Below are 12,465 nucleotides of genomic sequence, written 5' to 3'. Positions count from 1 at the left end.
CCTGCCCTATCCGGGCTTGCGATTGACACCTCGAATGGTCGGCCGATCATCTGCGCAACGGGCGAACGCCACGCCCTCCGCCTGACCGAGAGGGCACGCATGCCGGACTCCCCGATCCCGCCTTCCGCCGGAGCCGCACACCGGTTCGAGGCCGGGCTTGAGCGCCGAGCGGCGAATTACGTGCCGCTGACGCCCGTCAGCCTCCTCGCCCGCGCCGCGGCGGCCTTCGGCGCGCGGATCGCGGTGATCGATGGCGAGCGGCGCCTGACCTACACACTTCTGTACGAGCGGTGCCGCCGTCTCGCCTCGGCCCTTGCCGCGCGGGGTGTCGGACGGCTCGACACGGTGGCGATCCTCGCCTCCAATAGTCCTGAGATGGTCGAAGCGCATTTCGCCATCCCCATGCTCGGGGCGGTGTTGAATCCGCTCAATACCCGCCTCGATCCCGCAACCATTGCGTTCTCCCTCCGGCACGGCGGCGCGAAAGTCCTGATCGTGGAGGATGCCCATGCAGCACTCGCCGCGAAGGCGGTGGCCGAGATGGACTCCCCGCCCCTCGTCGTCGCCATCGGCGCCGGTGGGATCGACGGGGCACTCGCCTACGAGGATCTGATCGCGGCAGGCGATCCCGCGCATTCCTGGGCACCGCCCGAGGACGAGTGGCAATCGCTCTGCTTGCTCTATACCTCGGGCACGACCGGCGACCCGAAGGGCGCCGTCTACAGCCATCGCGGCGCCTATCTGCAGGCGCTCGGCAATGCCGTGACCTTCGGCCTGTCGGGCGAGAGCGTGTATCTCTGGACCCTGCCGATGTTCCATTGCAGCGGCTGGTCCTACCCCTGGGCCTGCGTCGCGGCCGGGGCGACGCAGGTCTGCCTGCGCAGGGTGGAGCCTGCGGACATCTTCCGGTTGATCGCCGAGCACGGGGTGACGCATCTCTGCGGTGCGCCGATCGTGCTTTCCATGATCGCTCATGCGCCCGCGCACGAGCAACGCGACTTCCCGCAGATCGTCCGCTGTGCCGTCGGCGGGGCAGCGCCCTCCTCCACGATCATCCGCACCATGGAGGAGCGCGGATTCCGCGTGACCCATCTGTACGGCGCGACCGAAAGTTATGGTCCGGCCACGGCCTGCCTCGCCCAGCCCGATTGGGCCGACCTGACCGACGACGAGCGCTACCAGCGCATGGCCCGGCAGGGCGTGGCGCTCGCGACCCTCGACGCGGTGACCGTCACCGACCCGGAAACCGGCGAGCCTGTGGCGCAGGACGGAAGCCGGATCGGCGAGATCCGGCTTCGCGGCAACACGATCATGAAGGGCTATCTCGGCAATCCGACAGCCACGGAGGCATCCCTCGCCGGGGGCTGGTACGCCACGGGCGATCTCGGGGTGTGGCACGCGGATGGCGCGGTCGAGATCAAGGACCGGTCGAAGGACATCATCATCTCCGGCGGAGAGAACATCTCCAGCCTGGAGGTCGAGGAGGTGCTGATGCGGCACCCGTCCGTGATGTTGGCGGCGGTGGTCGCCCGGCCCGACGCCACCTGGGGCGAAACGCCCTGCGCCTTTCTCGAGGCCAAGCCGGGCGCCGCCATTCCGTCACCCGAAGAGGTGATTGCCTTCTGCCGCGAGCGCATGGCCCGCTTCAAGGTTCCTAAAATGGTGGTCTTCGGCGCCCTGCCGAAAACCTCCACGGGCAAGATCCAGAAGTTCGTGCTGCGGGAACAGGCGCGGGCGTTGTAGCGGCATCCTATTCCTTCACCCGTCGACATTCGGTCTTCAGGTAGGCGGTCTTGCCGATGTCGTCGCGCAGATCGGTGCGGGCGATGATCTCCTGCCAACCCGTGGCACAGCCGAGTTCGTTGGCCACACGAACCTTGCGCACTTCCAGGGCCTGGGCATCGGTGCAGGCTTCCTGCGCGATGCCGTTGGCGCAGACCAGAACCACCGCGATGAACGTGCTCATGGGGTCGCCTCTCCTCGTTTCGATCGAATGAGTACATGCGGCGCTCCGCGCGGGTTTCCATCTTTACCGGCGGGCGCGGGCCGCCTAGCGTCCCGGCAATGCCCCTCGTTCCCCCTCCCCGCCCCAAGGCGCTCCCGCTCTCGACCGACGTGCCGCCCTCATCGGTGCTCGCCGGAAACCAGCCGGAATGGTCGGTGGGCGACCTCGCCTCCGCGCTCAAGCAGACGCTCGAAGAGCGCTTCGGCCATGTCCGCCTGCGCGGCGAGATCTCCGGTTTCCGCGGCGTCCACGGCTCCGGCCACGCCTATTTCTCATTGAAGGATGGGCAGGCGCGCATCGACGCGGTGGTGTGGAAGGGGGTCTATGGACGCCTTCGCCAGAAGCCCCAGGAGGGGTTGGAGGTCGTCGCGACGGGCCGGATCACGACCTTCGCGGGCAAGTCATCCTATCAGATCGTCATCGACAGCCTGGAGCCCGCCGGGCTCGGCGCGTGGATGGCTCTGCTGGAAGAGCGGCGGAAGATGCTGGCGGCTGAAGGGCTGTTTCTGCCGGAGCATCGCAAGCCGATTCCGTTCCTGCCCCGCATCGTCGGTGTGGTCACCTCCCCGACCGGCGCCGTGATCCGGGATATCCTGCACCGGCTGCAGGACCGTTTCCCCCGGCCCGTCCTGGTTTGGCCGGTGCGCGTGCAGGGCGACGGCGCGGCCGAGGAAGTCGCGGCGGCGATCCGCGGCTTCAACGCCCTGACGCCCGGCGGCCCGATCCCCCGGCCCGATCTGTTGATCGTGGCGCGCGGCGGCGGCTCCATCGAGGATCTGTGGGCCTTCAACGAGGAATGCGTCGTCCGCGCCGCGTTCGAGAGCGTGATCCCGCTGATCTCCGCCGTCGGCCACGAGACCGATACGACGTTGATCGACCACGTGGCCGACCGGCGGGCTCCGACGCCGACGGGCGCGGCCGAAATGGCGGTGCCGGTGCGCGCCGACTTGATTGCCTCCGTGGCCGAGTTGGCCGCTCGGGGTGGTGGAGCGGTTCGCCGCCGGATCGAGCGCGATCACGCCGACCTGCGTGGCCTCGTCCGCGCCATGCCGGGGCCGGACATGCTGTTGGCGACCAAGCGGCAGCGGCTAGATCTTGCGGAAGCCAGACTCGCCCCAGCCTTGGCGGCGGGCGCGGCCCGGCACCGTGTCCGGTTGCAGGCTCTGCTCGACCGGCTTGCCCGCCGCTCACCGGAGCTGGCGCTGGCGAATGCCCGCGCCCGGCTGGAACGGATCGATGACCGCGCCCACCGGGCGCTCGTCGTGGATCTGCGCCGCAAGGAGGATCAGGTCGCGCAATTGGCCCGCCGCCTCGTCGTGGCGAAGGGGACGGGGCTGGAACGCGCCCGCGCCCTCGAAGCCCGCCGCAGAGACCGCCTGAATGGCTTGGCCGCCCGACTCGCGCAGGCAGGGTCACACGACATCGAACGACGGCACGCGCGGCTTCAGGCGCTCGGGCAATTGCTCGGCAGCCTCAGCTATCGCGCCGTCCTCGACCGTGGCTTCGCCCTGGTCCGCGACGGTGAGGGGCATCCTCTGCGCCGGGCCGAGGACGCCGAGGCCGCACAGCGCCTCAGCCTGCAATTTGCGGATGGCACGGTCGAAGCGTTGCCTGCCAAGACGAAGCGCGCGCCCCGCGCCAAGGCGAAGCCGCCGAGCCAAGCCTCGCTGTTTGAGGGCTAGAGCCGTCTTCGACCAAGATGGCTTACGTGCCTCCGTCTTTGCGAGCGCAGGGACGGGCGGGAATTCCTTAACGGCGCGGCTCACCTCGGTCGGTTACGCTCTAAAAGCGCACGCGATAGTGGTAGCGGTACAATTCCCTTTCGATACCGACGCCCTCGTAAAGGGCGACGGCGGGCGCGTTGTCGGCCTCGACCTGTAGGCAGACGGCCTTCGCCCCCGTCTCGGCACCCCAGCGTATCAGCGCCATGACTGCCCGGCGGGCCAGCCCGCGCTTGCGAAGAGGGGACGGCACCGCCACCGACTCGATGACGAGGAGATCGCCGTCGCGTACGCCGAAGCAGATGGCGCCCCCGTCGCCGTGGCCGTCCACCGAGACGAAGGCACGGGGTAGAACGATGGCGTCGGTGACCATGCGAAAGGTGCGGGCCGCCTCCGGATCGTTGTTGCTCACCGCATCCCGAACCGCCAGCCAAGCCGCTGAGGGTGTTGCTGCAACGGTGATCCCTGAACCGTCCGCCTCTGGGAGCGCCTTGATCTCACGGTAGAGGGTTCGCGTCTCACCGATGGCCCGGTAGCCCCGGCGTTCGAGCCCCGGCAGCATCTGTGCCGCGATGTCTGGGACCCGGAAGATCGACCGCCGTCCAAGGTCGGCATAGATCGCTTCGCTGGCGGAGATCGCCGCTTCGGGGTCACCCGCCCCGCGCAGGGGGTTGCATGAGTTGATGCGCTTCGAAGGCCCGCCGGCCATGCGTAGCAGATAGCCATGAACGAGGAGATGGCGCGGGCTCGGCCAAGCGTTGAGGCACGCTTCATCGACCCGCCAGCACAACTCATCCATGATTAACCTATTTTATTCCAACCCTAAGGTGTCGCACCTCATTGAACTAAGTTAATGCCGCGCGATGTCCGGCGCATGACCGGACAGCCCCCAGACATCCTGTTTTGCCTTCATTTTCTCGGTGGGAGTGCCCGGACCTGGGATTCCCTTTCCGAGGCTCTGGGCGGAACGCACCGGCTCATCCCGCTCGATCTGCCGGGCTTCGGCGCGGCGCGCGACAGCACGGGCTATTCCGTCGATGAGATGGCGGATGCGGTGAGCGCCTCCATCGCGAGCATGGCGTCAGGACCGTTCCGCATCGTCGGGCACAGCATGGGCGCGAAGGTGGCCCTGACCCTCGCCCACCGCGCTGAGGACGGCGATGCCGTCTTGCGCGACCTTGCCGGTCTCGTGCTGATCTCCGGCTCGCCGCCGAGCCCAGAGCCGATCCCCGAGGATCGCCGCACTCACATGCTCTCGTGGATCGACGCCGACGAGGGGACGCGGCGACGCGAGGCGCGGGCCTTCGTTCGCGCCAACGTGGCGAAGGACCTGGAACCTGCGGCGGAAGATAAGGCCGTCGAAGATGTCCTGCGCGCCGCGTCGCCCGCATGGCGTGCGTGGCTGACGTCCGGCGCAAACGAGGATCTCTGCGAACGGATTGGCGTGCTGCGCCTTCCTGTCCTGGTGATCGCGGGTTCGGAAGACGCCGATCTCGGACCTGACGCCCAAGCGGCACTCACACTGCCGCATTGCCCGAACGGGCGCCTCGTCACGGTAGAGGGCGTCGCGCATCTCCTGCCGCTCGAACGGCCCGGTGAACTGGCGGGCCTGATCCGTAAACCCGTTACGAGCGTGGCCGAGGCATCGTCCGCTCCCGCAATTCCCGCCGAATACACCGCGCTGATCGCCTCCGACCGGGTGAATTCGCGCCTGCGCGACGCGCTGCTGGACCGGGCGAAGCCTGACGATCCGGCCTATAGGCCGAAGGCGCTCGATGCGGTCGAACTCGCCATCCTGCGCGCCGTTTTCGGTCGCGTACTGCCGGTGCCGGGCCTCGACGCGGCGGCACGGATCGATGCCCGCCTCGCCACCGGAAGTGGCGATGGATGGCGTTTCGCCACCCTGCCGCCCGATACGCGCGCCTATCGCGACGCCCTGCGCACCCTCGATGCGGCGGCCCGTGCCGCCCATGGCCGTCCGTTCGTCGTGCTCGACGAGGCGCAGCAGGATGCGCTGCTCACCCTGGCTCAGAAGGGTGATCTGACCGTCGTGCCGTCCCTCGGAGGTCGGCTCGACGCGGCACAGATGCGCTTCTGGTTCGAGGACGCTCGGTCCGACGCGGCGCGGCTCTACCTCGCTCATCCGGCCACTCTCGCGCGGATCGGCTTCTCCGGCATCGGCGCAGGCGGTGACCGCCCCGAGCCGATCGCGTCCGGCCTGCCGGGATTCGTCCGTACCGGCCTCGATTCACCCGAACCCTGGGAGCCCCGCACCGGGGAGGCCGCACGATGAACCTCGATTCGATGCGGACCTATGCCGTGGACGACACGGTGGATGCCGTGGTGATCGGCACCGGGGCGGGCGGCGCCCCCGTCCTCGCCAAGCTCGCGGCGGCGGGCCTCTCAGTGGTCGCGCTCGAAGCCGGCCCGAATTTTCGCCCGGAAGGCTTCGCCTTCGATGAAACGTTGGCGGACGAGATCTACTGGACGGATGAGCGGCTGAGTGGCGGCGACACGCCGGAGGCGTTCGGCGGCAACAACAGCGGCACGGGCGTCGGAGGCTCGACGCTGCATTGGGGTGCCTTCGTGCCCCGGGCCGATGCGCGCGACCTGCGCCTCTTCTCCGAGTCCGGTGAGGGATGCGATTGGCCGCTCTCGCATGCAGAACTCGTCCCTTATTACGAGCAGGTCGAAGGCTATCTCGGCGTGTCCGGCGCGCAGAGTTATCCGTGGGATTCGGGCCGCCGTTATCCCCTGCCCCCCGTTCCGCGCAATGGACCGGCCGAGTTGATGGCCGGAGCTTGCGACGCTCGCGGCATTCGCTGGGCCGATGCGCCCGCGGCCCTCGTGTCGCGGGATTACGCCTCGGAAGGGGGGCCTCAGCGGCATGCCTGCATCAATTGCGGCTACTGCCACCAAGGTTGCCGGAACGGCTCCAAGGCGAGCATGGACGTCACCTACCTTCCGCTCGCCGTCTCGCACGGCGCGGAGATCCGGGCTGAAAGCTTCGTCACGGGCTTCGAGCGGGGTGGCGACGGGCGGATCACGGCCGTCATCTACAGCCAGGGCGGACGCGAGAAGCGGCAGCGTTGCCGGGCGGTGTTCCTCTGCGCCGGGGCGGTGGAGACGCCGCGTCTCCTGCTGCACAACGGCCTCGCCAACGGCAGCGGTCAGGTCGGCCGGAACTACATGGGCCATGTGGCGACGCAGGTCTGGGGCACCTTCGACCACGAGGTGCGGATGAACCGGGGCTACCCATCCTCCCTCATCACGGAGGATTTCCTCCGGCCCGAAGGTGCGGATTTCGCGGGCGGATACCTGATCCAAAGCCTTGGCGTCGTGCCGTTGACCTTCGGCAACTCCGTCGCCCGAGGGCGCGGCCTGTGGGGCAAGGCGCTGACCGATTACCTCGACCGCTATAATCATTTCGCGGGCATCGGCATCAACGGCGAGACGCTGCCGAGCGAAGCCAACGTCCTCACCCTGTCCGATGAGGTCGATGCACGTGGGATGCGCAAGCCTCGGATCGATTTCGGTTACGACGCCAACGCCGACCGCCTCAACGCTCATGCCACGAAGGTGATGCGGGACCTGTGGGAGGCGGCGGGCGCCAAGGACATCTGGGTACTGGAACGTGTCGCCCACACCCTCGGCACCTGCCGCATGGGCCATGACGCCGACAAGGCGGTGGTGGATCCGTATGGCCGGAGCTTCGAGATCGACAACCTCTGGATCAGCGACGGCTCGACCTTCCCGAGTTCGCTCGCGGCCAACCCGGCGCTCACGATCATGGCGCTGGCATTGCGGACGGCGGATCGGTTCCTGGCAGGAGCGACTTGAGACCACGTCGTCATTGCTTCGCTGACGCTCGCAATGACGAGAGAACCGTCTTCAGCTGCGGATCTCCGCAAGGCTCCGCCGCTGATGACCTCCGGCATCGAAGTTCTCCGGCGCGAGCCAAGCCTGGAAAGCCTTGCGCAGGCGGGGCCATTCGGCGTCCGTGATTGAGAACCACGCTGTGTCGCGCGAACGACCCTTCACGATCACCGCATTGCGGAAGATGCCTTCGAAGGTGAACCCATAGCGCAGGGCCGCTGCCCGCGACGGCGCGTTGAGGCTGTCGCATTTCCACTCGTAGCGGCGATACCCCAACTCATCGAAGGCCCGCGCCATCATCAGCGCCATGGCCTCGGTCGCGGCGGGCTTCCGCTGCAGGCTCGGCCCGAAATGGAGATGGCCGACCTCGATCACCCCATGGACGGGCTCGATCCGCAGATACGAGGCAATGCCTAGAGGCGCGCCGGTTTCGGCGTCGAGGATCGTGTGGAACAGCGGGTCGTCACCCACCGCCTGCCGTTCCAGCCGTTCACGATAGGCAGCTTCCGTATCCGGCAGATCATCGACCAGATAGGTCCAGCTCCGGCGATCCGGCGCGCCCGCGAAGAGCGCGTAGAGAGCGCTCGCATGGGCCGCCGGATCGAGCGGAACGACGCGGCAGAACCGGCCACGCATGGGCGTGCGCGGTGGCCTCGGCCGGGGGGACCAATCCGGCACATCATGGCCGATGGGTTGGCCATAGGCGTTCAGGCGCTGGGGCGAATCTGTCGAACTCATCCCAACAGCTTAGCGCTTTCAGACCATTTCGACTGCTACCGGCTGCGGCCCGGCGCGATAGGCGGCGGAAGCCTCATCCGTGAACCAGCAGGCCGCGCGGTGGCCGGGGGCAATCTCGGCTTCCGGTGGCATTTCCATACGGCAGCGATCCTTCGCGAGGAAGCATCGCGGCGCGAAGGGGCAGCCGGGCGGCCGGTTGGCGAGGTCGGGCGGGCTACCGGGGATCGTCTGGAGGCGGCTGCCCTTGTCCATCGCACCCTCGGCGCGGCTCCGCAGCAAGCCGATCGTGTACGGATGGTGCGGATTGCGGACCACCTGCCGGGCCGTGCCGGTCTCCACGATCTTGCCCGCGTACATCACCGCGATCCGGTCCGCGACCTCCACCGCCGCCCCGAGATCGTGCGTGACGATGACGATGGACAGGCCGAGGTCACGCTGCAATTCCCGCAGCAGGAGCAGCACCTGGATCTGCACCGTGGCATCGAGCGCGGTCGTCGGTTCATCGGCGAGCAAGACCTGAGGTCGGCAAGCCAGCGCCAGGGCGATCATCGCGCGCTGACGCATGCCCCCCGACATCTCGTGCGGGTAGTTGTCCAGCCGCCGCTCCGGGCTAGGGATCCGAACCCTTTCGAACAGGGCGAGCGCCCGCGCCCGCGCATCGGCCGAAGAGATCTTTTCGTGGCGCTGGATGGCCTCCGTGATCTGGCGACCGACCGTGTAGACCGGATCGAAGGCGAGCAGCGGCTCTTGGAAGATCATCGAGACGTCGCCACCGCGAAAGTTCGCGAGGGCCTTCTTGTCGAGGGCGAGCACGTCCTGGCCCGCCGCGAGGATTTTCCCTTCGATCTTGCTGCGCCCGGCAGAGAACAGCCGGAGGATCGCGCGCAGCGTCACGCTCTTGCCGGAGCCGGATTCGCCGATCAGCGCGAGGGCCTGACCACGTTCGACCGTGAGATCGACGCCATCGACCACCTGCGTCTTGCCGAAGGCGACGCGCAGGCCGGACAATTCGACGGCCGGGCCGCCCTGTGTCTGTGCCGTGCTTGTCTGTGCCGTTCTCATGCCGCGATGGCCTCCGAGGGAGCGGCCGAGTGGCCGGAGCCGGGCTGGCGGGCGAGGCATGCCACCCGGTGCAGGGGCATGACCGGGCCCAGTGGCGGCTCGATCGAGGAACAGACGCCTTCCGCCAGAGAACAGCGCGGGTGGAAGCGGCAACCGGAGGGCGGATCGATCGGGTTCGGCGGATCGCCCGCGAGCAGCGCCTCTTGCGTCCGGTTGTCGGGATCGAGGGACGGCATGGAGGCGAGCAGCGCCTGCGTATACGGATGCGCGGGTGCGGCCAGCACCGAGTCCGATGGGCCGATCTCGGCGACGCGGCCGAGATACATCACCATCACCCGGTCCGAGATGAATCGGACCACGTTCAGGTCGTGGCTGATGAAGATGTAGGTAAGCCCGAACTCGGCCTTCAGGTCGAGGAGCAGGTTCAGCACCTGTGCTTCAACCGACTTGTCGAGGGCCGACACCGCCTCGTCCAACAGGACGAGGCGTGGCTCCAGAGCAAGGGCCCGGGCGATGTTCACCCGCTGACGCTGGCCACCGGATATCTCGTGCGGATAGCGCCCTGCGAAGCGCTTCGGCTCCAGTCCGACGCGGGCGAGCAAGGCCCGAGCGCGTTCGACAGCCTGACGGCCAGGCACACCATTTACCTTCGGACCGAAGGCGATGGATTGCTCCACCGTCATGCGCGGGTTGAGGGAGGCATAGGAGTCCTGAAAGACCATCTGCGCCTGTCGCCGGTAGTTGCGCCAGGGCATGGCGCGCCCGCCGATGGGCTGGCCATCGTAGAGCATTTCGCCGGAATCGTGCTCGATCAGGCCCATGATGAGCTTGGCTGTCGTGGACTTGCCGCAGCCGGATTCCCCGACGATGCCGAGGGTCTCGCCCTTCAGCACGTCGAAATCGACGCCATCGACGGCGCGTACCACGCGCTTCGGCCCGGTGCCCTTACGGACCGGGAAGTGCTTGATGAGGCCGGACACCGAAAGCAAAGGCTGGGCGGGGCCGCCGCGATCGACGGCGAAGGGATCGGGGCTGTTCGGGATGACGCTCACTGGCGGATCTCCATGGCGCTGCGCAGCCCGTCCGAGAACAGGTTGAACGAGATCGAGACGATGAAGATCGCCACGCCGGGCAAAGCCGCGACGAGAGGATTCACGTAGATCGCCGTGCGCAGGGTATTGAGCATGAGGCCCCATTCCGGCTCCGGCGGGCGCACGCCCAGACCGAGGAACGACAGGCCCGAGGCGAGGATCATCGAGACGGAGATGAGGCTGGTCGAATAGACGAAGATCGGCCCCACCACGTTGCCGAGCACCTGCACCCGCATGATCGTCAACGCGGATGCACCGGAGAGCTTGGCGGCGTCGATATAGTCGCGCCGCCTGATGCCGGTGGTGACGCTCTCGGCGACGCGGGCGATCTGCGGGACGAAGACGCAGGTCAGCGACACAATGGAGTTGAAGATGCCCGCCCCCTGCGCCCCCGACAGGGCGATGGCGAGAAGCACCGAGGGGAAGGCGAAGAACACGTCGATGGTGCGCATCAGGATCGTGTTCGTCCACCCGCCGATATAGCCGGCGAGGATGCCGATGCTCGACCCGATGACGAAGGCGATGAGCACGGGCGTGACGCCCATGAACAGCGACAGGCGGGAGCCGAGCATGAGGCGGCTGATCATGTCGCGGCCGAGTTCGTCCGAGCCGAGCCAGTAGGTGGCATCACCCACAGGCTTGAGGCGGCGCAGCATGGAGCCCTTGTACGGGTCCATGGGCGTGATCCACGGGGAGAGGATCGCGATGGCGACGACGATCAGGATGATCGCGCCCGCGGTCATCGCCACGGGATCGCGGACGAGCCGGTGGCCGACATGGCCCCAGAAGCCTCGCGAAGGCGCGTAGACCTCCTCCGGGGCGGGTTGTCCGGTCGCGAGGGAACCGTCGAGGGAGGCGGTGAGGGGTGTGGTCATGGCCATGCCTCCGTTCAGCCGCGCTCGATGCGCGGATCGAGGGCGGTCTGCATCACGTCCACGATGAGGTTGAGGGCGACGAAGAACATCGCGAGCACGAGGATCGAGCCCTGCAGCAGGGGCAGGTCGCGCTGGAAGATCGCCGCGTTGAGAAGGAAGCCGGTGCCCGGCCATGCGAACACCGTTTCGATCAGGATCGACCCGCCGAGCAGGTAGCCGAGTTGAAGCCCCATGATGGCCAGAGCGGTCGGTGCGGCGTTGCGGACGACGTGTTTGAACACGCCCCACTCGCCGAGCCCCTTGGCCCGCAGCGCCTCCACGAAGTCCTGACTGAGGATGTCGGCAACGAGCGCCCGCACCGTGCGCGCGATGATGCCCATGGGGATCACCGCCATCGTGATAGCGGGGAGCGCGATGTAGCGAAGATGTTCGAGATCCGGGCGCCAATTACCCGATCCATCGGGTCCGGCGCCGGTGGGCGGGAGCCAACCAAGCGTCGCCGAGAACACGATCACCAGCACCATGCCGAGCCAGTAATGCGGCACGCTCACGCCGAAGACCGACAGGGCCGACGCAGCTCGATCGAGAAGCGAATTGCGCTTGTAGCCCGCGACGAAGCCGAAGAACGTACCGAAGGTGAAGCCGATCAGCGTGGCGACGCTCGCGAGGATGAGCGAATTCACAACTGCCCGCGCAACCTCCATCGCCACGGGACGCCCCGTGGCGATGGAGACGCCGAGATCGCCCTGGAGCACGTGCCACAGCCAGATCGCGTACTGGACCGGCAGCGGCTTATCGAACCCGTAGGCCGCTCGCATCTCATCGATGGTAGCTTGCGTGGCATCGGCCGGGAGCACGGCGCTCAGCGGATCGCCGGGCGCGAGATGCACGAGCAGGAAGCACACCACGCTGACGCCGAAGGCGACTGGGGTGACGGTGACAAGACGTTTTAAAATATAGAGGAGCATGTGCCTCTCGGCTCAAAGGTCATTTCTTGGATCGGCTTTCCGACATTTGCCGTCATTGCGAGCGCGAGCGAAGCAATCCAGGGCGGCGGGGCCTTTTGTAATCATAGCGGATCCCTGGATTGTTTCGCC

General features: G+C 67.5%; 11 protein-coding genes. 4 read left to right on the top strand and 7 right to left on the bottom strand.

Features of this window, described 5'->3' with window-relative positions; translation table 11 throughout:
• Positions 1-99: 99 nt before the first annotated feature.
• The gene (locus J4O73_RS10735) at positions 100-1,743 is read left to right on the top strand and encodes an AMP-binding protein (RefSeq protein ID WP_426217140.1); all 1,644 of its coding nucleotides are present in this window, start codon (positions 100-102) and stop codon (positions 1,741-1,743) included.
• A 7-nt stretch (positions 1,744-1,750) separates the two neighbouring features.
• Here the strand turns inward: J4O73_RS10735 and J4O73_RS10730 are convergent, their stop codons facing one another.
• The gene (locus J4O73_RS10730; protein ID WP_426217138.1) at positions 1,751-1,966 is read right to left on the bottom strand and encodes a hypothetical protein; all 216 of its coding nucleotides are present in this window, start codon (positions 1,964-1,966) and stop codon (positions 1,751-1,753) included.
• A gap of 98 nt (positions 1,967-2,064) precedes the next feature.
• On the opposite strand from J4O73_RS10730, the gene xseA reads away from it, so the two are divergent.
• A complete protein-coding gene (gene xseA, locus J4O73_RS10725) occupies positions 2,065-3,687 on the top strand; it encodes an exodeoxyribonuclease VII large subunit (protein ID WP_426217136.1) in 1,623 nt (540 codons plus the stop codon).
• Positions 3,688-3,787: 100 nt separating this feature from the next.
• Here xseA and J4O73_RS10720 read toward each other — a convergent pair whose 3' ends face one another.
• Positions 3,788-4,525 carry a GNAT family N-acetyltransferase gene (locus J4O73_RS10720; RefSeq protein WP_426217134.1) on the bottom strand — a complete coding sequence of 246 codons (738 nt, stop codon included), beginning with the start codon at positions 4,523-4,525 and terminating at the stop codon, positions 3,788-3,790.
• 75 nt (positions 4,526-4,600) lie between these two features.
• Between J4O73_RS10720 and J4O73_RS10715 the strand changes: the two genes are divergently transcribed.
• Positions 4,601-6,019, top strand: coding sequence for an alpha/beta hydrolase (locus J4O73_RS10715; RefSeq protein ID WP_426217132.1), 1,419 nt, complete (start codon positions 4,601-4,603; stop codon positions 6,017-6,019).
• Positions 6,016-7,566 carry a GMC family oxidoreductase gene (locus J4O73_RS10710; protein ID WP_426217130.1) on the top strand — a complete coding sequence of 517 codons (1,551 nt, stop codon included), beginning with the start codon at positions 6,016-6,018 and terminating at the stop codon, positions 7,564-7,566. Before J4O73_RS10715 ends, J4O73_RS10710 begins: the two co-directional genes overlap by 4 nt.
• A 51-nt stretch (positions 7,567-7,617) precedes the next feature.
• Here J4O73_RS10710 and J4O73_RS10705 read toward each other — a convergent pair whose 3' ends face one another.
• Genes J4O73_RS10705 through J4O73_RS10685 form a run of 5 tightly spaced genes read right to left on the bottom strand, consistent with a single transcriptional unit; the run spans position 7,618 to position 12,336 of the window.
• A complete protein-coding gene (locus tag J4O73_RS10705; protein WP_426217128.1) occupies positions 7,618-8,340 on the bottom strand; it encodes a GNAT family N-acetyltransferase in 723 nt (240 codons plus the stop codon).
• Between the two features lie 18 nt (positions 8,341-8,358).
• A complete protein-coding gene (locus J4O73_RS10700) occupies positions 8,359-9,402 on the bottom strand; it encodes an ABC transporter ATP-binding protein (RefSeq protein ID WP_426217127.1) in 1,044 nt (347 codons plus the stop codon).
• The gene (locus J4O73_RS10695) at positions 9,399-10,454 is read right to left on the bottom strand and encodes an ABC transporter ATP-binding protein (protein WP_426217125.1); all 1,056 of its coding nucleotides are present in this window, start codon (positions 10,452-10,454) and stop codon (positions 9,399-9,401) included. The genes J4O73_RS10700 and J4O73_RS10695 overlap by 4 nt, the downstream gene beginning before the upstream one ends.
• On the bottom strand, positions 10,451-11,368 hold the full coding sequence (locus J4O73_RS10690) for an ABC transporter permease (protein WP_426217124.1): 918 nt from the start codon (positions 11,366-11,368) through the stop codon (positions 10,451-10,453). The genes J4O73_RS10695 and J4O73_RS10690 overlap by 4 nt, the downstream gene beginning before the upstream one ends.
• A gap of 14 nt (positions 11,369-11,382) precedes the next feature.
• Entirely contained in the window at positions 11,383-12,336 is a 954-nt protein-coding gene (locus J4O73_RS10685) for an ABC transporter permease (protein ID WP_426217122.1), read from the bottom strand.
• Positions 12,337-12,465: the final 129 nt, after the last annotated feature.

This window comes from Methylobacterium sp. NFXW15 (assembly GCF_049887755.1).
Taxonomy (GTDB): Bacteria; Pseudomonadota; Alphaproteobacteria; order Rhizobiales; family Beijerinckiaceae; genus Methylobacterium.
The sequence above is the reverse complement of the archived record's forward strand: the minus strand, read 5'-3'. Positions and strand labels throughout refer to the sequence as shown.